Raw genomic sequence first — 23,997 nt, 5'->3', positions numbered from 1 at the left:
TGAGATCATCACAATGCCGGGGCGGTTCCTGGGGTGAGGGGGATTTTTCCCTTGGGGGGGGACGCGTCAGGGCATACAGGTGCTCGCCGATAGTATTGCAGCGCCTATGAGATCGAGCGCCGCCCGCGCGGCGCTCGATTTTGTAGGCGCTGCAAAGGTTGTGGCGAACACCTGGCAGCCCTGACGCGAACATTTTGAAAGCGCTATCCCCTATCCACCCCCTCCCCCAACACCCGCAAGGTCATCTCCAGCATCAAACCGCGCCGCGCCGCCTCGCGCTCATCGCGCACGGCGTTCATTTGCGCCACAGCCTCCCCCTCGCCGCCCGGCCCGTCCTGTGCCTGTTCCAGCAAACTGGCCAGGCGCTGCTGATACGGCTCGTCGAGGCCGGCCAAGCGCTCGGCCTGGCTGCGCTCCAGCCAGGTCTGCCAAAAATCCCGGTCGACCAGCGACTCAGCCAGCCGCTCAGGCGTTTGCGCAGCCAGTACCTGGGCCCTGGCCTGCTCGAGCTGCTCTGCGCCCACATTGGCGACCTCGGCAAAGGTCATGTCACCCGGTTGTGCCGGCAGGTCCAGTGACTCACGCAGCCCGATGCGATAGGCCAGCACCACTTCGATCTGGTCGGCATCACGCCCCTGGGCCTGGCGCGCCGCAATATCCTCGAGGGCGATCGCCTGCACCTGGTCCAGCCGCCACAACTGCCGGCCCAGGTGCAGCAGTGCCGCTTGCTCGCCGCCCGTACCCGCATCGGTCTGCGCCTGCCACACCAGCATGCGCAGCTCCAGGTTGCTGAAACTCAAGGCCACGCTGTCCTGGCAGGTCAGCACCTGGCGGGCCTGCTCGAAAAGCGCCTCGCGCAGCGAGGTGTGGGCGCGCATGGCGTCGAGCATGCAGAACACCCGTTCCGCCAGCGCCGCCGGCCGCCGGCGAAAGTCGCTGGTGTCCTGCAACCTGCCAAGCAGGCCGATGAAATCGCCAGAACCTTCCTCAGCCTCCAGCGCATCCCAATCACCGCCCTGCTCGGCCCGGGCGGCATCCCCCATCGCCTGCAGCCAGCCCTGGCGGACCGAGGCCGGCGCGGCCCCTGCACCGAGGTCGCCACTCCAGTGGGTGCGCATGTGCATCTCGAAACGCAGCATGGTTTCGCCATCCAGCGGGTTTTGCTCCAGCAGGATCGAGCTGCTGATCCACAACGGGGTCTGGAAAAAGCGCTCGGGCAAGGTGGTGATGTGGTTGTTGCGCAGGTCGGCGATGGCAAGCTCCAGCCGCCCCAGCAAGTCCGGCGGCACGCTCGGCAACTGCGCCGCCCGCAGGTTGAGGTTGCGCAACCGGTTCAAGCGGCGCACCGAGAACGTGCGCCCCAGCGGGTTGAACGAGAGGTTCAGATAGCGCAGGCTCACGCACCCTTCCAGTATGCGCACCTGGGCCGAGTCGAGGACGATCTGGTTGTCATACAGGTCCAGCTCGGTCAACTCGACCAGCCGCTCGAGCCCCTCGGGCAGGGTTACCAGCCGGTTGCCGCTGAGCTCCAGTACGCGCACGCCGGGGAACGCCCGCAGAAAGCCCCGCGATACCCGGCGCAGGCCCATGCCGCGGAATGACAGCTCACGTACATGGGCGAAGCTGATCACCTCGGGCAGGTCCGGCAGCGACTCCAGGCTGATGCCCAGCAAGCTCATCCGGTAGCCCGCCACTTCCACACCACCCCCAATGATCCGCGGCCCCATGCGTTGCCAGCCGCGCACCAGTGCTTCACCAAAATGCCGCCGCTCATTGCGTTCGCTGCCGCTGGTGGCAACACCGGCCCAGTCACGCAGGGTGCTGTGCAAGGCCGACAGTTCACCGGCCAGGCGCCCCAACTGCACCTCCACATGCTGGCCCGCCTCTCGGGCACGGCGCGCCCAGTGTTCGATCTCCAGGTCTTCATACAGCGGGTACAGCGCGCGAACCATGGCGTAAAGCGCCCGTGGCCGGCCGCGACCGGCGCCGCGCCCGCTCAATGGGTAGCCCAGGCGCCCGTCCGCCAGGCGCTGGGGCGGCCTGAACCAGCCCTGCGGGGCGCCCATGCCGAGCACGCCTTCAAGCCGGCTTCGGTTGCTGGCCGCCAACCGCCCCAGCAATACCCGCAGGTTGTGTGCGAACGGCTCGCCGACACCCAAAGCATTGCGATCCTCATCGCAGAACGCCGCCGCGAGGGTTTCGAACAGCTCTGCAGCCTGGGCACTCAACGCCTGCCCCTGATCATCGAACAATCGAAAGCCATCGGTCCCGTATACCAGTTCGAACTGCCGCGCAGCGCTCGATGCACTCTGCAACAACGGTGCTTCTGCCTGCAGGCCGTCATACAGCTGTATCCCAAGGTCGCTCGGCACACCGGGCAAATGCGCCAGCAAACCCAGCGCAGCCCGGGCATGGTCCAGGGTTTGCGGGGTATCGAAATACAAGCCCTCGTACACCCTTGCCAGCCGAACCCGTCGCAATGCCTGGGCCGCGGCCTCGGCCAGGGCCAAGGGCACCCGCCCAGTGTCGGCCAGCCGCTGACGCTGTAGCGCGCTTACCTGCCCGAGCAGTTCTTGGGCGACATCGTCGGGTAACCCCGGGAATGCGCGCAGCAGCGCCGCCACCAGTGGCGTCTGGCTGTCCTGGCTGGCGTGGTAGAGGCGCTCGAACAAGGCCCGCCGTTGCTGCCACGCCAGCTCCGCCAATTGCTGGTCGTTCAGGTCATGCCCGCCCGGCAAATGCTCGGCATGGGTGCGCACGGTGCTGTCCCCGGCCTGCTGGCCGCTACGCAAACGCGCGACCATGCGCCGGATGCGGCCGTCCAGCGCAGCACGGCGGGTGCAGTCGCGCAATAGTGCATCCGGCACTTCGCCGCGCAGGTGCATCGCTCGCAGGTGCTCCTCGCGGGTATCGGTGGCCAGCAGTACCTGCTCGATGTCTTCATCCTCCAGCGGGTATTGGGTCAACCCCAGGCGCCGGAACAACTGCAACCGGCTCCATCGGCCAGGCTCCTCCGACCACAGGCGCCAGGCGCCCGCACCATTACCCAGCAGAAGCGGTGCGCGCCCGTTCCGGGCTTGCAGTTGCCAACGCCCATCCACCGGGCGCTGCCTGACGGCATAGGCGCGCGCCTCCATCTGCACCCAGGCCTGCTCCCCCAGAACACTGATACCTGCCTGATCGCGCCGTGCCTGAGCGGGAATCTGCGTCTCGGTAAAAGCCGATAACTCGCCTCGGGCAAGGCGTACATCGCCACTGGCAAGGCGTGCCGGAACCAGCTCATCCACCAGCGCGGCGCGGCTCCACGCCGAACGCACCACCGCCACACCGGCAGCGGTGGCCGCCAGCACCGCCACGTCGGTCGCCACATGGCACAGGTGGTCCAGGGCCGCGCTGCGATCACCTTCATCCCAGGCTTCAAAACCGTGATAGACCTCGCCCAGCACCTGCCAGGCTGCCACCCCCAGCAACACCAGGCCCAACCCGGGCACGAACAGGCCGGCCAGGTTGAGCAGCGTCCAACCTTCGGCCGCCAGGCGCTGGTCATGTGCCTGCTGCACTTCTCGGTCGAGCATGGCCACCGGCGTGGCGATTTGCGCGGCGTCGTCCTTGATCTGGGCAATGCGCGCGGTCGCCAAGGTGTCGAACAGTGGCGAACCCCAATCGACCATGTGTTCCTCCAGGTCGATGTTGGCAAGCTCCGATACTCCGGCATAACCACCAATGACCTGGGCAAAGAACGCCTGGCTGTCACGCCGGCGCACAAAGCGGCTGAAGAAGCGCTGGTAGCTGGCAGTGCGCAGGCGCTTGCCCAGGTCGTTGGCGAACTGGCGCAGGGTGTCGTAGCTGCGCAGCGGCGTAACCGGGTCACCGGGAATGTGCACGATGACCTTGCGCGACGCGGTGTACAGCGGGCTCCAGCTCTCGTCACGCACATCCAGCACGACGATCTGCTCCAGGCTACAACCCAGCAGCTTCAAACGCCTGGCACGCACCGGGTCGCCACGCAGCTTGAGCGGGTTTTGCAGATCACACAGCCCGGTAATCAAGCGCTGCTCGTCGGCGTCCAGCGCCCCTGTAATCCAGCCTATGTGCGCGTCCACCCTCAGCGCGCTGCGCTGCAGTTCGGCCAGCAGGTTGCGCGCCCGCTGCGGTTGCAGAACCTCTTCCAGGTGACGTTGGTACTGGCCACCCAGGTCCAGGGTTCGGCAGAACGCTGCAAATCGCGCAGCGCTGGGCAGCTGGCCCGACTGGCCCTGCAAATGCACCAGCTGATTGCCGGCCAGTTGCTGGCCCTGGGCTTGATCGGCCGTGAAGTTGCGAAGCGCTGCCTCCAATGGCGTGATCACTGAGTACACGGCCTGGGTGACTGGCCAGCCAATCGGTTGGGAGGTAATCACCGGCTCCTTGTGGCCCTGGCGAACGCCCACCAACGCCTCGTCCAGCCCCAGCTGTGCCTGCATGGCCTGCTGCAGCAATGGCCGGGTGAAGGCCTGCACGCCTTGCAAACCAACCAGCAGTTCGGCGCAACGCTCGCGCGCCTGCAGGCTGGCCAGCATGGCCTGGTGCAGCTGCTGCATCTGGGTGACCGATGCCCTGGCGGCCCAGGCTGGCAGCCGGTCGGCGATCATCTGGTCCTGGTATCGCTGTGCTTCACTGCGTTGCACGGACATCACACACCCTCCGGGTTTCAATCAAAGCCGGCAGGCTAGTGGTGGGCGGTAGACCGCATGCGGTGCTTATGTATCGTTAGAAAAGCGGTATCTGCCGGTCGATCAGGGCGGCGAAGTCATCGCCTACGAACGGCAATATCGCGTCGGCCACAGGTTGCAGTTGGCGTGTCAGGTAGTGCTGGTGGTCGATGGGGGCCTGATGGTTTTCAAGCGGCTCGGGGCCGGCCGTGGTGATCACGTAGCTGATCCAGCCGCCATTCTGGTACTGCCTGGGGCGGCCCACGCGCAGGTTGTAGTCGTCGGCCAGGCGTGCAGCACGCACATGGGGTGGCACGTTGCGCAGGTATTCGGCCAGCGGCCGGCGCAGGCGCTTGCGGTACACCAGCAACGCGTCATGCTCGCCGGCCAGCAGGGCCTGCACGGTCGCGCGCAGGTAGTCGCGGTAGGGCTGGCCACGGAACACCCGCCCGTACAGCTCCTGCTGGAACTGCCGCGCCAACGGCGACCAGTCGGTACGCACCGACTCCAGGCCTTTGTAGACCATCTCCTCACTGCCATCGGCGCGCTGCACCAGGCCGGCGTAGCGTTTCTTGCTGCCTTCGTCGGTGCCGCGGATGGTCGGCATCAGAAAGCGCCGGTAGTGGGTTTCGAACTGCAGCTCCAGGGCACTGGCAAGCCCCAGACTTTGTTGCAGGTGGCGCGCCCACCACTGGTTGACCTCGGCCACCAGTTCACGGCCGATGCGCGCTGCCGCCTCCTCGTCGTGGGCGCCCTTGAGCCAGACGAAGGTGGAATCGGTGTCGCCATAGATCACGTCATAGCCACGGGCTTCGATCAACTCGCGGGTCTGGCGCATGATCTGGTGGCCGCGCATGGTGATGGACGAGGCCAGGCGCGGGTCGAAGAAGCGGCAGCCGCTGGAGCCAAGCACCCCGTAGAAGGCGTTCATGATGATCTTCAGCGCCTGGGACAACGGCGCATTGCCGGTGCGCTTGGCCGCCTCGCGGCCCTGCCACACGCGCTCGACGATAGCCGGCAGGCAGTGCTGGCTGCGCGAGAAACGCCCGCCGCGAAAGCCTTCCACCGAATGCGTATCGTCGGGTTGGCGCAGGCCTTCGACTAGGCCCACCGGGTCGATCAGGAAGGTGCGGATGATCGACGGGTACAGGCTCTTGTAGTCGAGCACCAGCACCGAGTCGTACAGGCCTGGGCGCGAATCCATGACGAAGCCGCCCGGGCTGGCCTCGTCCGGGCGGCTGCCCAGGTTGGGGGCCACGAAACCCAGGCGATGCATGGGCGGAATGTACAAATGGCAGAACGCGGCCACCGAGCCGCCGCTGCGGTCCACCGGCAGGCCGGTGACGCTGGCGCGCTCGAGCAAGAACTCCAGCAGGCGGGTATGGGCGAAGATCCGCGTCACCAGCTCGCAGTCCTTGAGGTTGTAGCGGGCCAGGGCCGGCTTGTCCTCGGCGAACATGCGGTTGATTTCGTCCATGCGCTGGTACGGGGTGTCAATCGCCTTGCCCTCCCCCAGCAACTGCTGGGCGACGCTCTCCAGGCTGAACGAGGGGAAGCTCCAGGTGGCCGAGCGCAGCGCCTCGATGCCGTCGATCAGCAGGCGGCCTGGTGCCTCGGCAAAGAAGTGGCTGCGGCTGCCGTGTTCGCGCAGGTGCAGCGGCGCGCCATCGCGGCCCAGGGCCAGGGGTACGTTCAGCTGTTTGGCGTGTTCGTGCAGCAGGCGCAGGTCGAACTGCACCAGGTTCCAGCCGATGATCGCGTCCGGGTCGTGCCGGGCCAGCCACTGGTTGAGGCACTGCAGCAGCTCGCTGCGGCTCTGGCAGAAGTGCAGTTCGAAATCCACGTCCGCAGCCAGGCCGTCATCTGCACCGAGCATGTACACGGTGCGCTGGCCGCAGCCTTCCAGGGCGATGCTGTACAGCTCGCCGCGCTCGCTGGTCTCGATATCCAACGACACCAGGCGCAGTGCCGGCCGGTAGTCCGGGTCGGGCTTGAGTTGGGCGCCGCACAGCACGCCCTGGGCATCGGGCTGGCCATCGAACAGCACCGGCGCGGTGATGAAGCGCTCCATCAGGTAGCGCTCGGGCGGGCGGATATCGGCCTCGTAAACCTCTACGCCAACGGCGCGCAAACGCTTGTCGAGGGCGATCATCTGGCGGTGCTGGTTGCAGTACAGGCCCATGACCGGGCGTTGCTCGAAGTCACGCAGTTGCAAAGGCCTGAGCTCGACGCCCTGCTCACCGGCGAGCAGCAGCCGGGCGTGCTCGGCCTGGGCGGCAGGGATGAACGCCACCGAAGGTTGCGGCGCAAGGCGCAGGCGGCGCGGGCCTTGGTCGGTGGCCAGCCAGAACTCCACGCAGGTACCTTCGGGGGTGTCGTGCCAATGGCGGGTCAGGACGAAGCCCTTTTGGAGCTGCACTGCGAAGGACCTCGGGGGGAGCGGGCGATTGCGAGGCGGCCAGTGTACCGCAATCGCCGGGCAAGCCTGCGGTGCACGCACCTGCCGCTTTCCCTGTAGGAGCCGGCTTGCCGGCGATCACCGGCGCAGCCGGTGCCCTATCACGCCCCGCTTGTGCCTGCCCCGGCCTCATCGCCGGCAAGCCGGCTCCTACAGGTACAGCGCAGGGCTGAGGTTCATGTAATGCGCCCTTACCGCGCGCCCGCCGTGAACCCGGCCTTGCGCCCGCCGTAGGTCAGCAGCCACGCCAAGGCAATCAGCCCCAGCGCCACCGGCCCGAAAGCCCCGACACCCGCGCCGCTCAGCAGCAGCCCGCCGACAATCCCGCCCAGCGCAATGGCGCTGTTCCACACCGTCACCAGCATCGACTGCGCCACATCGCCACCCTCGCCCGCCGCATCGGCGCAGGCGGTTTGCAGCAGGGTCGGCGCGCCACCATAGGTCAGCCCCCACAGCGCCACACTGGCGTGCATCAGCCAGGCCGAACCCTGTACCTGGCCCAGCGCCAGGGTGGCCAGGGCAAAGCCGGCCAGGCACAGCAGCACCAGAGTGCGCAGGTGGCGGTCGACGCACAGCCCCACCAGGGCGATGCCGGCCAGCGACGCCAGGCCAAAGGTCATCAGCACCAGGCCAGTGTCGGCGGCCATGCCTGCTGCTGCGAGCAGCGGCACGATGTAGGTATAAAGAATGTTGTGGCCCAGGATCCAGGCCAGGATCACCAGCAGCACCCGCGCCACCCCCGGGGTACGCAGCACCGCCAGCGCTGCCGGGCGCCGACCGGCCTGCTGGCCGGGGAAGTCCGGCACCGCGCGCAGCACCCAGACGGCCAGCAACAAGGCGGCCAGGGTCACCACCGCGAAGGTCGCACGCCACCCAAGCCACGCCCCCAGCCAAGTGGCAATCGGCAAACCCAACGACAACGCAATGGGCTGGCCGAGCATGGCCACTGCCATGGCCTTGCCCTGCTGCGCCGGGGCCACCATGCGCCGCGCATGCCCGGCAATCAGGCCCCAGGCCAGCCCGCTGGCCGCGCCGGTGCAAAAGCGCAGCAGCAGGGTCAGGTGATTGTCGCTGGACAGCACCGTCAGGCCGTTGAACAGCACGAAACTGCCGATCGCCAGCAACAAGGCCCGGCGCCGGCGCCAGCCCTGGGTGAAGGTCACCAGCGGGATCGCCGTCAACAGCGCGCCAAGGGCATAAGCGGTGACCCACTGCCCGGCCATGGCCTGGCTGATGTGCATGCCACCGGCAATCTGGTCGAGCAAGCCGGCAGGCAGGGTTTCGCTGAGGATGGCGATGAAACCGGTCAAGGCCAGGGCCAGCAGGCCACTTAGCGGTAGCCGTGTACTCTGGGCAGGTGCCTGGGCGGCGGTGATCGAGGTGGACATGGGGGTTCCTTTGAATGCTGATTCAGGCCGGCATCCTGCTACGGGCAGGCATTACGGAAAAAGACGGGTAGAATTCCGATCACCTCGGACACCAATGTCCGCAATCGGAGGGCAACATGGACAGCCTCAGCGGTTTCGTGGTTTTCAACCGGGTGGCCGAAACCCGCAGTTTCGTCGCCGCCGGGCAATCGCTGGGCCTGAGCGCCTCGGCGGTGGGCAAGCGGGTCTCGCGCCTGGAGGGCCGGCTGGGCGTGCGGCTGTTCCACCGCAGCACGCGCAGCATCACCCTCACCGCCGAGGGCGAACTGTTCCTGGAACGCAGCCGGCGCATCCTGGCCGAGATCGAGGCCACCGAGCAGGCGCTGCTGGAGGCCAGCAGCACCCCGCGCGGGCGCCTGCGGGTGAGCCTGCCGCAGGTGACCGGGCTGGTGATGCCGGCCCTGGCGGAGTTCATGGCGCGCTACCCGGATGTGGAACTGGACCTGGACTTCAGCGACCGCATGGTCGATATCGTCGGCGAGGGCTTCGATGTGGTGCTGCGCGGCGGGCACCCGGTGGATTCGCGGCTCAACGCGAAGTTTCTCGGCCACTTCCAGCACTGCCTGGTGGCGTCCCCCGAGTACCTGCGCGAGCGCGGCACGCCGCTGCACCCGCGCGAACTAGCCGGGCACAGTTGCCTGCACTACCGCTTCCCCAGCAGCGGCAAGCTGGAAACCTGGCCGCTGCGCCGCGAACACCCCGAGCAGGACTACGACATCCCCATCTCGATGGTCTGCAACCATGTCGAGACCCGCGTGTGCTTTGCCCTCAACCACCGCGGCATCACCTGCCTGCCGGACTTCAACGTGCGCAAGGAGCTGACCAGCGGCAACCTGGTGAGTGTGCTCGACGACTTCATCGAGCGGCGCGGCAGCTTCTACCTGCTCTGGCCGTCAGGCCGGCACATGCCGCCCAAGCTGCGGGTGTTCATCGACTTCATGCTCGAGCGGGTGTTCCCCAACGCCTCGCTCAGCCGTACAGGTAGCTGATGTCGCGCCGGGTCAGTGCCGGGACCTGGGCCAACAGATAGTCGCGCAGGCGCTCCATCTGCCGGGCCTTGGGGCTGGACTTGAGCCAGATCATGTAATAGCCGTCGCCGGTGGACACGGCCTGGGGGAACGGCGTGACCAGGTTGCCTGCGGCCAGGTCGGCGGTGGCCAGCACCAGGTCGACCACCGAGATGCCCAGCCCTTGCTGGGCCGCTGAAATACCCTGGTCGAGGGTGTCGAACACCTGGCCCTGGTCAATGTTGATGTCCAGGCCATCCACCCGTGCCAACCAGCGCCGCCAGTCGCGGCGGTCCGCCGAGGGGTGGAGGAACTCGCAATCGCGCAGCACTGCCAAGTCAGGCGCAGGCTCGGCCAGATAGTCAGGGTGGCACACCGGGATCAGCCATTCATCGAACAGCTTCAGGCTCTCCACATCGGCTGCAAAGTGCCCGTTGCCCAGCAGGATGGCGCAGTCGTATGGCTCGGAGTACAAGTCCACCGAGTCGATGTCCATCCACACGCTCGACAGTTGCACCGGGCAGTTGCTGTCGAGCTTCTTGAAGCCGTCAAGGGCCCGCAGCAACCAGCGCACGGTAAGCGTGGACGGGGCTTTCAGACGCAGGCCGTAGCGGTCCTGGCGCAGCAGCGCGCAGGCGTTCTCGATGATCTTGAAACCGACCTTGAGCTCCTGGGCCAGCAGGCTGCCGTGCTCGGTCAGACGCAACTTGGGGCCGCGGCGCTCGAACAGGTCGCAACCGAAAAGCGCCTCGAGGGTCTTGATGTGGTGGCTGACCGCCCCCTGGGTCAACGCCAGCTCTTGGGCCGCGCGGGTGAAGGAGCCATAGCGCGAGGCAACTTCGAAGGCGCGCAGGGCATGCAAGGCTTGAATCCGTTCCGACATCAGGGGCATTCCAGAGCATGAGCAGGACTAATAGTAAGTCATAGATCCAGTCGTTTTACAATGCAGGGAACGCATCGGAAAATGCTGCAAAAACAATAATTACAGAGTGTAAACCGCATGAAAAAGCCGGAAACCCTCTCAAATTTCAGATGCGAACACCCCTGGGGAAATCATGTTTACGGGTTATGGAAACTGCTACCGCCTGGATGCGCTCGAGCTCGCCGATGAACATGTGCAAAACAGGCACCACTGGACACACAAAGCCTTGCAACACTTCAAGGAAACCCTCGCCAACCCCGACTTCCCCTGCCTGTTCGGGCGCAAGGCGGTGAATGCACGCACCTGCCACATCATCTTCGCCCGCGCCGGCAACCTGGCCGCCGATATCGCCCGCGGCCTTGCCGACTACATCAGCACCATCGCGCCGATACCCCTCAAGCAGCGGGTCGGCAACCCGCTGCTGGTGTTTCTTGAAACCGCCCCCGACACCACACTTGCGCAGCAACAGGCGCTGGCCTGGGACGTGCTGGGCCAGGTACACGCCCGCGACCCGCAACCCTGGCCCGCCGGCATGCCACGCGACCCGCACGACGCACAATGGGCGTTCTGCTTCGCCGGCATGCCGCTGTTCATCAACATGAACTTCCCCGCCCACCAGTTGATGAAAAGCCGCAACCTGGGCAAGCACATCGCCTGGGTGGTCAACCCGCGCGAGAGCTTCGACGAAGTGGCCAGCGCCGCAACCGACAGCGGCCAGCGCATCCGCGCCCGTATTCGCGAGCGGGTGGGCCACTACAACGACGGCGTGATGCCCGACACCCTGGGTTTTTTCGGCCATCACGACAACTACGAATGGCAGCAGTACCAGCTGCAGGAACCCGGCTCGCTGAACCCGGCGCGTTGCCCGTTCCACGCCGCTGCAACAACCGACTCACTGATCGAGAACTGAACGTGAATACCGCACTTACCGCCACCTATGCCCTCACCGTCCTGCTGCTGATCGCCACGCCAGGCCCGGTGGTAGCGCTGATCGTCAATACCGCCGCCGCCTCCGGCTCGCGCAAGGCGCTGTTCACCGCCATCGGCACCAACTGGGCATCGCTGGTGCTGATTGGCGCCGCAGCCTGGATCATCATGACCAGCGCCGCCATCGACAAGGCCTGGCTGAACGGCATGAGCCTTGTGGGCTGTCTGTTCATCGGCTACATCGCCCTGGGCACCCTGCGCGAGGCCCTGCAGGCGCCAGTTGCCCCCGTCGCCGAGCAGGCCGCCGTGCCCCCCGGCCGTGGCGGTTTGCTGCAAGGGTTCATGGTGGGCATCTCCAATCCGAAGGACATCATCTTCTTCATCTCGTTCTTCCCGCAGTTCATCCAGATCACCGAGTCGTTCGGCAAGAGCATGGTGGTGCTGTCACTGCTGTGGATCGCCATCGACTTCGCCGTGCTCAGCCTCTACATCTTCGCCATCGGCCGCATCGCCTCGCAGCGCAGCAGCCGCATCATCAGCCTGGCATCGGGGGTCGCGCTGCTGCTGATCGCCGCCGTGGGCCTGGCTTACAACCTGCGTGAACTGGCGGCCTGAAAACCGGCTTCGACAACCACAATAACGAAGGAGCGCCCATGCGCAGCCGCGATACCTCGATGCACAGCGTGGGCACCGCCTTCCCCCTGCAACTGGACTACCAGCGTTTTCTGCAACTGGGCAGCCGCCGTGCGCCACAAACGCTGTATGTGCATGAGCGTGGTTACCGCTCGGGCACCATCAATACCGACGCATTGGGCATGCGCTACAGCTACCTCGCCGGCAAGCGCCATTCGCTGGCCGAGCGTGGCGGTTCGGCGCGGGTCAACTTGCTGGTAGGCGGCTCGTGCGCCCTTGGCATCGGTGCCAGCTGCGACGAATACACGGTGGCCTCCTGCCTTTCGGCGCTGACCGGCGAGGTGTGGCTGACCCTGGCGGGCTGCGGGCTCAGCGCCACACAAGAGCTGCTGATGTTCCTGACCCACCAGCACCGCCTCGGCCAGGTAGGCCACGTGGTGGTCCTGAGCGGCCTCAACACCCTCGCCCAGGACACCCTGGCCGACCTGCTGGCCGGCAGCCAGGACCCCCACCGCGCCCAGGCCTACCAGGCTTTTCTCAACCGTTTCAACGAAGGGGTTCAGGCCGCCGCCGAACCCCGTCAGGACTCGCTGTGGCGGCGCCTGGCCGACGCCATGGCGCCACGCCAGCCGCAAGCCTGGCCAACCCTGGACACACTCCCTGCGCCCGACAAACGCCTGGCCGCCGCCGCCGACTGCATCGGCCGCACCCTGTGCCAATGGGAACGCCTGCTGGCCAACAGCCACACCAGCCTCACCTTCATCCTCCAACCGCTGCTGCCATGGTGCCGGGACGTTGTGCCTGCCGGTGAACAGCAAATGCTGCAGGGTTTGCAGCAACAACCGAGCAATTTCGACCGGCTGCTGGACGCCACGTTCGAGCGCCAGTTGCACCCGGCATTCTTCCGTCGCCTGAAAAGCCAGGCCGACCCGGTCCCCTGCTACGACATGAACGGCATGCTCAGCAGCTCGCCGGTATTTGCCGAGCACCTGTTCGTCGACCGCCTGCACTTCAATGACCTGGGCAACAACGCCCTGGCCAAGGTGATCACCGCCAAGCTGGGCCTGGCACAGGACAAATACGCAGCGGCCAGGGGCACCCCTGCAAGGCTGGCATGACGGGCTTCGTCCGATAGTCACGACAGCGGGGTTTCGGCAAATGCCGATGGCTGGCTAGAATACGCCGTCGTCGCCCTGACCCGCCTGAGGCCCTCGCGTAATCGCCATGACCTTCAAAGCTGCTTTTCCACGCTCGCGCCTGCTGCGCATCGCAGCCCTGCCGCTGCTGTTGAACGCATTCGCCGCGCAGGCCCTGGAGGTAAGCATCGACCCCCATGCCGACCTGCTGTACCGCCAGGCCCTGCCGCTGCTGGAGCAGGCCGATGCAGTGGACGACAGCCCCAGCCCGTTGCGCACCGCCAGCACAGACCCTGAACTGAGCCGCCAGGGCCAGGCCATGGCGCGCACCCTGCCCACCGCCGTGGCGCTGCTGGAAAAATCCGTGGCTTTAGGGCACCCGGTGGCGCAGTACCGCCTGGCGCTGTACTACACCACCTACCTGCCCGCCGCGCAGATCGCCGACGCCGCCTGCCCGCTGCTGGAGGCCAGCCTCAAGCAGGGCTTCGCCCCGCCGGCACTGGCCATCGCCCACTGGTGCCAACCCTACAACGCAAGCCCCGCGTACCGTGAAGCGCTGGAGACGGTGCCAAGCATGGCCACCCTGTATGCCCCTTACTACCCGCAGCCAGCCGCCCGCCTGGCGTGCAGCCGCGCCCGCCCGCAGGGGCTGGAGATGCAGTGGGGCCGCCAGCGCGATTACCAGGCCGAGGTGTACCGCCTGCTCGGCGACCTCGACCCGTCGCGGCGCCAGGCACTGCTGCAAAAGGCCGTGGACATCAATGGCTGCGCCACCGCCGCTCAGCGCCTGACCAGCAGCCGCTGAGCAAGATCGTTCAAGCCAGCGGTAACGGCCGTCTGGCATGCTGGCCTGCCCTGTCGAATCGTTGTAGTACCCATGCCCAGCCCCGCCGTTGCTCGCCATGCCTTTACCAAGGGTGCCATCGCCATCCTGCCACTGTCCCTGGCCGTCGCCCCCTGGGGGCTGCTGGCAGGCTCAATGGCCATCGAGGCCAACCTCAGCCCCTGGCAAGGCCAGGGCCTGTCGGCCATCGTCTTTGCCGGTGCCGCGCAACTGGTGGCCATCGGCATGCTCAAGGGCGGCGCCAATCTGTTCTCGATCCTGCTGACCACCCTGCTGCTGACCTCGCAGCACTTGCTCTACGGGTTGTCGATGCGCCCGGTGCTGTCGGGGCTGCCAACCCGCTGGCGGCTGGGCCTGGGGTTTCTGCTCACCGATGAGTTCTTCGCCCTGACCAGCCACCACGACCAGCAGCAGTTCAACCGCTGGTATGCCCTGGGCGTGGGCCTGACCTTCTACGTGGCGTGGAACCTGTTCACCCTGGCCGGCATCGTCCTCGGCCAGAACATCCCGCACTTGGACCAGTTGGGCCTGGACTTTTCCATCGTCGCCACCTTCGTCGCGTTGATCGCGCCGCTGGTGCGCAACCTGCCAACCGTGGTGTGCGTAGCCGTGTCGCTGTTCTGCTCGGTGCTGTTCAGCTACTGGCACTGGGAAACCGCGCTGGTGGCAGCCGGCCTGCTGGGCATGGCCGCCGGTTTCATCTGCCAGAAATTCTCCGGAGGCCGCCCATGATCTGGCTGCTGATCTTCGCCATGGGCGCGGTGGTGTTCCTCAACCGCTACGCCTTCCTCGAACCACGCCTGCCGCTGCGGCTGAGCTCCAATGCCCGGCAATTCCTCGGCTTTGCCGTGCCCGGCATGCTTACTGCCATCTGCGGGCCGATCATCTTCCTGCCCGAGCATCAGTTGCAGTTGAGCCTGCTCAACCCCTACCTGCTCGGCGCGCTGGTGGCCATCGCCCTGGTGCTGTTGACCCGCAGCGTGTTGCTGAGCATGCTGGTGAGCATGCTGATCTTCTTCCTCCTGCGCAGCTGGCTGGCATGACCACGCCCCTGCGCGAACAGACCCACCTGTGGCAGGCGCCGGCGCTCGGCGACGTCGAGATGCTGCACGCGCGCTACCTGCAGCAGCGCTTCGCCCCGCATGTGCATGAAGGTTACGTGTTCACCGTGATCGAGTCGGGCGCGCAGCGTTTCTGGCACCGTGGCAGCGAGCACCTGGCGCCGGTCGGCAGCATGGTGCTGATCAACCCGGACGAGCTGCACACCGGCGCCACCGCCCACGAGGCCGGCTGGCGCTACCGGGGCTTCTACCCCGAGCACGCCCGGGTCACCGGAGTGCTCGACGAGCTGGAGCTGAGCCGCCATGGCATGCCGTATTTCAAGGACAGCGTGATCCACGACCCAGCCCTGGCCGCCGCCTTCAGCCAACTGAACCAACGCTGCGAGGCCGGCGCCAGTGCGCTGGAGCAACAAACCGCCTGGCGCCAGGCAGTGTTGGCGCTGGTGCAGCGCCACGGCCACTACGGCGAGCCCGCCGCCCCCGGCAAGGAGCCGCTGGCAGTGGCCCGTGCGCGCGAGCTGCTGGAGAGCCGCCTGGCCGAGCCGCCCTCGCTGGAGGACCTGGCCGCCGCCGTGAACCTCTCGCCGTTCCACTTCGCCCGGGTATTCCGTCAGGCCACCGGCCTGCCGCCCCACGCCTGGCTAAAGCAGCGCCGCCTGGCACGCGCGCGGGAGCTGCTGCGCAGCGGGCTGCCGGCCCTGGAGGTTGCGCTGGCCCTGGGTTTTGCCGACCAGAGCCACCTGAGCCGGCAGTTCAAGCAGGCCTATGGCGTGACGCCTGGGGCCTACCGGCAGGCGTGCCTGCTCACCACGGCAGCTCCAGCTGCAATTGATCCACATCCTTTCGCCTGATCTTTACGCCAACACCCACCAAGCGTACCGCCCGCCCCTCTCGCTTGCTTTCCCACAGCCGACGGCACAAGCCATGCACCACCTCCGGCTGCAGGCCCGAAGCGGCGGCCTCGGTGCTGGCAATGGAAAAGTCACCGAACTTCAACTTAACCTGATTGCGCACAATGTGCGGCGGCTCATCGAGCGCCGCCAACCGCGTAAGCAGCTCGGCCATTAGCAGTTCCAATTGTTCAGTACAGGACTGCAGGTCGTAACAATCGACCGGCAGCGTGTATTCGACCCCCACCGACCGCAACTCACCGATTTTTTCTTCATGCTCCTCCTTGCCTTGGCAACGCTCCCAAACATAGAACCCATGTACTCCCAGGTGGCGCAGCAGTGTAGGAATCTTCTCGTGGGTAACATCTCCACACAGGCGACAGCCCAGACTCTCCAACCCCCCCCAGGTCTTGGGCCCAACACCGGGGATCTTGCGAATGTCCAGGGTTGCCAGAAACGCTTGAACTTGTTCAGGGGCGATTACGAACTGGCCGTTGGGCTTGTTAACTTCCGAGGCGATCTTGGCCAGGTAGCGCAATGGTGCCACGCCCGCCGACGCGGTCAGTTGAAGCTCGTCGGCAATGGCCGCGCGAATCTGCGTCGCCATATAGGTGGCCGACCCGTTGCAATGCAACTGCCCGGTAACATCCAGGGTCGCTTCATCCAGCGACAGGAATTCCACCTTGGCGGTGTAACGCCGAAAAATGCACTCGAGCTGACGGGTAATGTCTTCATAGCGCTCGAAACGCACCGGCAGCAAAACTAGCTCCGGGCATAATCGCTGCGCGGTGGCGGTGGCCATGCCACTCTTGACGCCAAATTGCCTGGCCAGATAGCTGGCTGTACTGATCACACCCCGCTGCGCTGCGCTGCCGCCCACAGCCACCGGCCGTTCACGCAGCCAGGGCGCGTGCAGCAGCTCCACCGACACAAAGAACGAGTCCATGTCGACATGGATGAACTTGCGCTCCTCGCCCAACACACCTGTTCCCCGGTCAATCAAGCAGGTACACACCGAACACCCCTGGGGCGCCGGGCAGCTCATGCACTCCCTGTACATGCGGCGCAAACGCCGGATGCAGCCTGGTAATGGCCTCGATGGCCCGCACATAGCCAACCAGCGCAGCCGACCAGCGCTCGCCGGGGGTGATGCACATGACCCCCGGCGGATAGGGGATCACGCCTTCGGCGGCGACCTTGTCCAAGGCTTGCTCCACTGGTGCAAGCCAGGCCTGACCGCGTACGAACTGTTGGTTGGCTGCATGGGGAGAACGGTCACTGATCGCCAGGTTGATCGCACTAAAAATATCGCTCTGGCGCTGATCAACCTGATGTTCGACATACAGTGCATTGAGCTGCTCGCACAGCTCGATCAGCGTCATACCCGCATAGGCACCTGGCTCGGCGCGTAGTGACGGTAATGCCCCCAGCACCGGCGCCTGCTCCAGCAAAAGGCGCTCGAAATCTCCCAGGCAAGCGACCAAGCGGCGTAGGCCGGCCAGGTCACTGGATGGCGTCAGCAGCAGCGTGAAATTGTAAAAATCGGTCTTTTCCGGGGTGAAGCCACGGTCACGCAAGAAGGTCGTAACGATACAGGCCGGAATCGCCAGTTCGCCGCGGGTCATGAAGACGGCTTTGCACGGGTCGCCATAATGCAAACCAGCCTCGATACCCGGCCCACCTTGTGGCTGATAGGGCGTGGCACTCTCCTGCTGCATTGGCGCGTTCAGTGGCGAAATGAACCGGCACTGGCGACGAACCTCGTCATCCAACAGCCTGGCCGCATCAGTGGCGTGTTGCCAATGCCGTTGCCCTTCGCCTTCGGCTAGCATCGCGGCGTTTATCTCCAGCGACATGAACAGTGCATAAGAAGGACTGGTCGAGGCATGCTGCATGAACGCGCCATTGAACACGGCTGTTGAGCAATGCCGGGCTTGCTGCTGGATATGCCGGTCTTTCTTGTGAATTTGCGAAGTCTGCGATAGCCCCGACATCTGCTTATGTACCGATTGGGTCACCAAAACCCCGGGGGACTCCGCGGTCAATGGCGCAGCCAGAGGCGACAGGGACGCCAATGCCGGCACGAAAGGCTCATACCCAGCCCAGGCACCGTCGAACAGAACGTAATCGCACAGGTGCCCTATACGCGCCAGCAATGCCGACGCATCCACCAGCACACCATCGCAGGTAGCCTGTTGCACCACCGCCAGACGAAACGGTCTGGGTTGCCTGGCCCGCTGCGGGCAAAGCCGTGCGGCCCTCTCGCGCAGACGCCCCTCATCGAGCGCACCCGATCGATAGCCTCCCAGGATACCGCGCCCGTCACGTACGCTCTCGAGGTACACCGCAAGCGCACCGCACTGTACCAACGCGCCCAGAAACACCGACTTGTGGTTGTTACGATCCATCAGCACCAGGTCACCGGCCGCCAGCAAGGCACTGGCGACGACCTTGTTGGCGGTTGAGGTGCCATTGAGCACGAACCAGGTGTCATCCGCACCGAACACCTTGGCTGCCAGTTGCTCGGCTTCGCGCACAGGGCCCTCATGACTGAGTACATCCCCCAGTTCCGGCGCGGCATGGGGCACGTCCACCTTAAAAACTCCCGGTCCCAACAACTGCCGAAAGCGCCAGCCTGCCGGGTGTCGCTCAAGGCACCCTCCCCCTTGGTGCCCCGGGCAGGCATAAGTCGGCCGCTGCTGTGCCACGAAGGCGCTGACAGCGCGGGTAAAAGGCGGCAGAACACGGCGCTCATAAGCCACTGCAGCGGCAATCACCGCAGCCTTGCTTGGGGTGTTCTTGCCGCTTATGAACAGTGGCAGCCCCCAACGCGCAACTGCCAGTTGCACACTCGGGTCTTGTGCGTCATCTGGAGCCAGCAGCAAGGCCGAGGCCTGCGCGAAATTGTCGAGAGAGCTGAATTCAAGCGTTTCCACACCATCCCAGTCATCCTTGGCCAGGTCGGCACTAAGCACGATCGTCGGCATCATCCGTATTTCCTTTGATGTTCCAGCGCAAAGGCGCGATAAACAGCAGCAATGTCATCCAGATGAAAGTTGCGGGCCCGGCCAGCACGAATACCATGCTGGCGATCAGGCCAGAAACCGCATCGCCGATGACCGCCGTGAAGTAGTAGAGGGAAAAGTTCCTGCCGACCTGTCGCTCATCGGATAGGCATTGGATGTTGGTGACGATGGCAATATCAACGAAGGCGCCGACGAAGCCGACCACGAACAACAGCACCAGAAAAGCCGGGTTACTGAACTGCAGCACCACCGCGGCGGCGAGGAACAGCGCGCCGTACAGCGCCCAATAGCGCAACACCAGGCGTGCGCTGGTTCGCGGGTTGAAGCGGGTGTACAACAGCCCACCAAGTACAGTCCCGCAGGCCAGGAGCGAGAACACGTAGCCCACCGCCGCCTCCGAACCGAAGTGCTCGAGCACCGATGCCGGCAGGATGAAGCGAATCACCGAAGTTGCGAACATCGCGCACAGCGTGGTGCAACAGATCACCGCGAACAGTGGTGCGTTGCTCACCCGCAACTGCCTCACGCTGCTAGCCGCATCGCGGATCACTGCTCGCCCGTCGAATGCCGTCGAAGCACCAGCCCCCAACGCAGGCAGCAGACTGACGCTGGCCGCTGACAACACCAGGCATGCGGAAAAAAACAGGAAGGTCAGGTTGCCCCCCAGGGACAGCGCGAACGCCGAGAACACCAGCGGGCCGAGTATCGATGCAAGGTCCTCAAGCACCTGCACGCCACTGTTTACCGACGGCAGCTGTTCCTGTGTCACGATGCCTGGGAAGTACGCCCGAAATGTCGGCACGTAAAGGCAATCCAGTGCGGTCATCAGCATGGCCAGCAGAGTTACCTGCCACAGCGCCGGGGTTGCCATGCCAAACAGAGCGAAGAACGCCAGCGCCAGCAGCCCCTTGCCTAACTCGACCGCCAACAGCGTACGGCGTTTCTGGCAGTTGTCCGCCAGCCAGCCACCGATCGGGGAAAACACCGCGCTGGGCAGATAGCGCAAAAAGTACACCAGCCCGATCAGCAGCAGGTTGGCCTCGGTCATCGACACGATGGCCACCGCAAATGCCGTTTCGAAAGCGAACTCGCCGCACTTGGAAAAGCTGTAGCCCACTGAAAGCGCCCGGGTACTGCGGTTGATGGTCAATGCTTGCATGTCTGCCCGTCACCCTCAGCCGGCCGCATAGATCAGTTCATCCTCGGTGATGTCCCGCCCCGGCGTGTCGAGCCGTTCGAAGACCAGTTGCCTCAGGATGTTCTGCTCACTTTCGGGTATCAGGTAAAACATGATGTTGCTGTACCACAGCCAGCCGAGCCGGGTTAGCCGGTAGTGGTGCCCCTGCTCTATCACAAGGTCAGCGTCGATCAGTGCCTGAACCCGCGCCATCAGGCCCTTGGGCATGCTTTGCATGTCGATCAGACGCTTGTCGACACTGCCGTGGTAGGCCAAGCGCAACACCAGCGGCTTGACCGCATCTAACACCGGGTCGTGCTGGCTCACCTGACACAGGCACTGGCCGGCGCCCATCGTCTTGATGTACTTCTCGCGTAATGGCGTATTGGTGATCACATGGCCGGCCACCGACGAAATCGCCCCGACGCCAAAGCCCAGCAGGTCATGGTCGGCGTAGCCATAGACATGCTCATGGTAGATGAACGAATAGTCGTCGGTAATCAAGGCCGCCGATGCCCCGTGCCGGCGCACATAGCCATGACCGTTGTAAGGCACGTAACCCTGCTGGCGCAGGTGCGCATTGATCATGAATTTCATATTCAGTTTGCGCATGGCCGGCATGACCTCTGCAAAACGCGCCCTGATCTGCTTGTGCAACTTGACCGAGGTGGCGGCATTGTTGATCGGGTAGATATCGATGTTGCTCAGCCCCAGTTCAACGGCTTTGTCGATATCGGCCAGCGTTTGCCGTTCACTGCTACCGTTCATGCCGTACATGATGTCGCACAGCACATGGTCGAAATGCTCGCGCAACAACGCGGCAGCCCGCTCGATCCTACCGATGTCGGGGTCGAGGTTGAACAGTTCACGCCATTGCGGATCGACAGTCTGCAGGCCGAAACGCGCGTGCGTCACGCCGATTTCGGCCAGCGCCTTGACCCGGTCCTCGGTGACGCTGGTGATGTTGAACTCGAAAGAAAACTCCTCGACCGTGGCCATATCGAAGTACCGGTGCAGCGTTTTGCCGATGTCACGGATGTTTTGCGCCGACAACAACGAGGGGGTCCCCCCACCGAAGAACACCGCGCGCACGGGCACGGCCTTGAGGTCCACCAGGCGTGCCTTGTACTCGATCTCACCGATCAGCGCCTGGGTATAGCGGTCGATGTCCTGTTCGTCCTTGTACAAGCCACGCGTGAACGGGCAGAACGTACAGATGGCTTCACAGAACGGCACATGGAAGTACAAGGCCCGCGAGCGCGCCTGGGCATTGGCGCCAGCGAGAATCTGCGAAAGCTCCGTTTCATTGGGTACGAAGGTATTGAACGACTGCGACGGAAAGAAGAAGTTATAGAGCGGGAATTGATAGTCAAACTTGACGACACCCTTATTGACAAGCTGCATATTCCACCCCACGCATGGTGTTCAGGGCGCTGCCGCGCAACAGAGTCCGGCGATTGATTTCGACATCATCACCAAAGAACGCAGCAATACCATCGTTTATCGAGCTATTATGTTTTCCGCACGTATAGACATCGATGCTTATATAGCCGCTTTCCGGGTAGGTATGATAAGAAAGATGCGACTCAGACAGCAGAAACAATCCTGTCACACCTTCGCCGCCAGCCGAAAATTTATGCACCATATCGCTGATCACAGTGAAGCCTGCGCCGCGCAAGGTCGTCAAAAAGAAACGGTGCAAAGCATTGTCGTTGCGTAGCAACTGGGCACTGGCACCGGTAATGTCCCAAATCGTGTGATATCCCCGATCATCCATGGGCAAGGCTCCCTCTTCCAGGAGAAAAGAAAAGGGGTAGCCTTACTGGCTACCCCCAGGCATCACCACATGCAGACGCCCTGTGTGTTGATACCGGTAACGTCGGTTTTAAACAGCTCAATTGCAGACCTCATAGTAAATCCCCTTATTGACTTTAAGTTGTAGCCCCTTTCTTTCCGGGACGAACGAATCCTAGTCAACCTCACAAAGTGAGCCAACGCACGAACTGTAAACAAGTATTTCCCTGAATAAATACAAACCTAGCAACAACTTCACAAATACTTTAACTCAAGGAGCTCCACCACCATAGAAACTTTCTAAATAAATTTAAATTTTTCGAGTATTTACAATTATTTTTTGCACCCAAATGAATGGATTAGCTGTTTTATAAAAAAACGCGCAACCGTGGCCAATGGCCCTTGCCAGGCACTGCTACACTGATGTGGTCGAACGGAGGACCCCATCATGTCCGAACGAGAAATCACCACCCTCCTGTCGCTGATGAACCAGCGCCAGGCCTGCCTGGGCAGCGCCTGCAAGGAGATCGCCGACTGGATCGACCGTCAGGGCGACATACCCGCCGCCGGCAAGATCCGCGAAAGCCTCAAGGCGCTGGAAGCGGATGAAGCCAAGGTGCGCAGGACCCTCACCTCGCTGACCATCGACCGGCCACTGCCGCGGTTTCGCTGAAACTGGCATCTGCACCCAGAGTACCTTGCAGCGCCTTTAACATCGTGCGCAGTGCGCGTAGCCAACGCTCCTATGGAACAGATCACCTTCGTTGATTTAACGAAGATTCTGTGGGAGCGGCTTTAGCCGCGAACACCGGCGAAGCCGGTGCCATCAAGCGCGGCGCCTGCTTCGCGGCTAAAGCCGCTCCCACAGGGACTGCATAGGCTTCAGGCCAGTGCCGTACCTGTAGGAGATTCTATGGTTTCAGGGAAGCCCATTAGCTGACTTTGGGTTGATATTCGTCCTGCCCCTTCAGCAGGGCGAATACTACGCGGGCAAGCTTACGAGCGATTATGACCAGCACCTGGGTAGTACGTAGCCCTTTGTCTATGTAGCCCTCGTAGACATCCTTCCAGATTGCGGTACGGCGAGCAGACATCGCTGCGTTGTGCAGTAAACGTCGTGCTTCGGGGTCCCCTCGTTTGGACAAACTGCGGCGGTTATCTTTCTGGCCTGATTTCGATACCCAAAGATCCAAACCCAGAAACGCGATGAAGGCATCCGAGTTTCGGAAGTCCCCTCGTTGAAAAGCAGTAATCAGGCGAGCGCCAGTCAACAGTCCGATGCCCTCCACCTGCATGCATCGCTTCAGCTGATCTTTTAGCCCGGCTGCTTGTAACTGGTCACAAATGGTCTTTTCGACAAGTGCTTCCAATCGCGCCATGGCCTTCAGATGCTTGGTTATTGCTGACTTGAGCAGCGGCTCGTTAGCCCAGCTCTGCTTCAAACTCACTCGGGCTTGAACCACAGCAGCACGGCGGCGAAAAAGGCTGATAAGACGGCGGTAGAGACCGCTTGGAGGACTCCAGGGGCGTAACTCTTGGCCCTCGTTCTTGAGGTATCGAGCGAGCAACTTGGCATCTAGCGCGTCGGTCTTGGCTCGGATTTTGACGCCCTTGCGGTAGTGGCTAAGTTCGTAGCCACCCACCATGTAGATGATGCAGTCGAACTCGTAGGCGAGGTCTGCAAACACCAAGTGATAGATATTCGTGGCTTCGATGGCGACAGCTACTTTTCCCGGCAACGCTCTGAGCCATTTCTTGATGGCTGTTTTGTTGTTGGGGATGGTCTCCAGCTGATCGGAATCAGCGTGATAGATCACCAGCTCATCCTTGGCGACATCCACGCCGATGATCGGTAGCGAGACAGTAACTGGCATTGCCATTGGGCTTCCTCCCCGTATAAGGTTTCAGGACTTGAAGGGCCACCCAGAGGCGCAGGCTTGTTTCTATCGTCGGTTGCGAGCCAGAAGCATTCTTTATCGGCGCTTGGGTGAAAGGAGGAGGGGT

19 protein-coding genes are annotated in these 23,997 nt (G+C 63.8%); 9 read left to right on the top strand and 10 right to left on the bottom strand.

The features are described 5' to 3' along the window. Positions 1-203: 203 nt before the first annotated feature. The 3 genes from ACI2KK_RS25405 to ACI2KK_RS25395 form a co-directional block, all read right to left on the bottom strand. Complete coding sequence (locus ACI2KK_RS25405) at positions 204-4,673, bottom strand: NEL-type E3 ubiquitin ligase domain-containing protein (protein WP_404671120.1); 4,470 nt, start codon at positions 4,671-4,673, stop codon at positions 204-206. 76 nt (positions 4,674-4,749) lie between these two features. After that, a complete protein-coding gene (locus ACI2KK_RS25400) occupies positions 4,750-7,110 on the bottom strand; it encodes a DNA polymerase II (protein WP_404671119.1) in 2,361 nt (786 codons plus the stop codon). 230 nt (positions 7,111-7,340) lie between these two features. Beyond that, positions 7,341-8,537: an MFS transporter gene (locus ACI2KK_RS25395; RefSeq protein WP_404671118.1), complete on the bottom strand. Its 1,197-nt coding sequence runs from the start codon at positions 8,535-8,537 to the stop codon at positions 7,341-7,343. A gap of 116 nt (positions 8,538-8,653) precedes the next feature. Here ACI2KK_RS25395 and ACI2KK_RS25390 point away from each other — a divergent pair, with 116 nt between their 5' ends. Further along, positions 8,654-9,565: a LysR family transcriptional regulator gene (locus ACI2KK_RS25390; RefSeq protein WP_404671117.1), complete on the top strand. Its 912-nt coding sequence runs from the start codon at positions 8,654-8,656 to the stop codon at positions 9,563-9,565. Here the strand turns inward: ACI2KK_RS25390 and ACI2KK_RS25385 are convergent. After that, positions 9,546-10,466 carry a LysR substrate-binding domain-containing protein gene (locus ACI2KK_RS25385; RefSeq protein ID WP_404671116.1) on the bottom strand — a complete coding sequence of 307 codons (921 nt, stop codon included), beginning with the start codon at positions 10,464-10,466 and terminating at the stop codon, positions 9,546-9,548. The genes ACI2KK_RS25390 and ACI2KK_RS25385 overlap by 20 nt on opposite strands. Positions 10,467-10,638: 172 nt before the next feature. On the opposite strand from ACI2KK_RS25385, the gene ACI2KK_RS25380 reads away from it, so the two are divergent. The 7 genes from ACI2KK_RS25380 to ACI2KK_RS25350 all read left to right on the top strand — a co-directional run bounded on the left by ACI2KK_RS25380 (position 10,639) and on the right by ACI2KK_RS25350 (position 15,957). Then, complete coding sequence (locus ACI2KK_RS25380) at positions 10,639-11,415, top strand: YqcI/YcgG family protein (RefSeq protein WP_404671115.1); 777 nt, start codon at positions 10,639-10,641, stop codon at positions 11,413-11,415. 2 nt (positions 11,416-11,417) lie between these two features. Next, the gene (locus tag ACI2KK_RS25375) at positions 11,418-12,047 is read left to right on the top strand and encodes a LysE family translocator (RefSeq protein WP_404671114.1); all 630 of its coding nucleotides are present in this window, start codon (positions 11,418-11,420) and stop codon (positions 12,045-12,047) included. Between the two features lie 38 nt (positions 12,048-12,085). Continuing rightward, positions 12,086-13,183, top strand: a complete 1,098-nt coding sequence (locus ACI2KK_RS25370; RefSeq protein WP_404671113.1) for a hypothetical protein — start codon at positions 12,086-12,088, stop codon at positions 13,181-13,183. Positions 13,184-13,289: 106 nt separating this feature from the next. After that, positions 13,290-14,006, top strand: a complete 717-nt coding sequence (locus ACI2KK_RS25365) for a sel1 repeat family protein (protein WP_404671112.1) — start codon at positions 13,290-13,292, stop codon at positions 14,004-14,006. A gap of 72 nt (positions 14,007-14,078) precedes the next feature. Next, positions 14,079-14,777 (top strand): AzlC family ABC transporter permease, encoded by a 699-nt coding sequence (locus ACI2KK_RS25360; protein WP_369986923.1) that lies wholly within the window; start codon positions 14,079-14,081, stop codon positions 14,775-14,777. After that, positions 14,774-15,088 carry an AzlD domain-containing protein gene (locus ACI2KK_RS25355; RefSeq protein ID WP_217839022.1) on the top strand — a complete coding sequence of 105 codons (315 nt, stop codon included), beginning with the start codon at positions 14,774-14,776 and terminating at the stop codon, positions 15,086-15,088. The genes ACI2KK_RS25360 and ACI2KK_RS25355 overlap by 4 nt, the downstream gene beginning before the upstream one ends. Then, positions 15,085-15,957, top strand: coding sequence for a helix-turn-helix domain-containing protein (locus ACI2KK_RS25350; protein ID WP_404671111.1), 873 nt, complete (start codon positions 15,085-15,087; stop codon positions 15,955-15,957). Before ACI2KK_RS25355 ends, ACI2KK_RS25350 begins: the two co-directional genes overlap by 4 nt. Here ACI2KK_RS25350 and dinB read toward each other — a convergent pair. From dinB to speD, 5 genes are read right to left on the bottom strand one after another with little or no spacing between them, the layout of a single operon-like run. Then, positions 15,911-16,978, bottom strand: a complete 1,068-nt coding sequence (gene dinB / locus ACI2KK_RS25345; RefSeq protein WP_404671128.1) for a DNA polymerase IV — start codon at positions 16,976-16,978, stop codon at positions 15,911-15,913. The genes ACI2KK_RS25350 and dinB overlap by 47 nt on opposite strands. Before the next feature lie 13 nt (positions 16,979-16,991). After that, positions 16,992-18,986, bottom strand: a complete 1,995-nt coding sequence (locus ACI2KK_RS25340; protein WP_404671110.1) for an ornithine decarboxylase — start codon at positions 18,984-18,986, stop codon at positions 16,992-16,994. Then, on the bottom strand, positions 18,964-20,181 hold the full coding sequence (locus ACI2KK_RS25335; protein ID WP_404671109.1) for an MFS transporter: 1,218 nt from the start codon (positions 20,179-20,181) through the stop codon (positions 18,964-18,966). The genes ACI2KK_RS25340 and ACI2KK_RS25335 overlap by 23 nt, the downstream gene beginning before the upstream one ends. Positions 20,182-20,196: 15 nt before the next feature. Further along, positions 20,197-21,615, bottom strand: a complete 1,419-nt coding sequence (locus ACI2KK_RS25330; RefSeq protein ID WP_404671108.1) for a coproporphyrinogen-III oxidase family protein — start codon at positions 21,613-21,615, stop codon at positions 20,197-20,199. After that, positions 21,587-21,976, bottom strand: a complete 390-nt coding sequence (gene speD / locus ACI2KK_RS25325) for an adenosylmethionine decarboxylase (RefSeq protein ID WP_404671107.1) — start codon at positions 21,974-21,976, stop codon at positions 21,587-21,589. The genes ACI2KK_RS25330 and speD overlap by 29 nt, the downstream gene beginning before the upstream one ends. 465 nt (positions 21,977-22,441) lie before the next feature. On the opposite strand from speD, the gene ACI2KK_RS25320 reads away from it, so the two are divergent. Further along, entirely contained in the window at positions 22,442-22,666 is a 225-nt protein-coding gene (locus ACI2KK_RS25320; RefSeq protein ID WP_217884723.1) for a hypothetical protein, read from the top strand. Positions 22,667-22,925: 259 nt separating this feature from the next. On the opposite strand, the gene ACI2KK_RS25315 is transcribed toward ACI2KK_RS25320, so the two are convergent. Then, positions 22,926-23,873 (bottom strand): IS110 family transposase, encoded by a 948-nt coding sequence (locus tag ACI2KK_RS25315; RefSeq protein ID WP_404671106.1) that lies wholly within the window; start codon positions 23,871-23,873, stop codon positions 22,926-22,928. Between the last annotated feature and the right edge of the window lie 124 nt (positions 23,874-23,997).

It is taken from the genome of Pseudomonas sp. NPDC089406 (assembly GCF_044900265.1).
GTDB lineage: Bacteria > Pseudomonadota > Gammaproteobacteria > Pseudomonadales > Pseudomonadaceae > Aquipseudomonas > Aquipseudomonas fakonensis.
The sequence above is the reverse complement of the archived record's forward strand: the minus strand, read 5'-3'. Positions and strand labels throughout refer to the sequence as shown.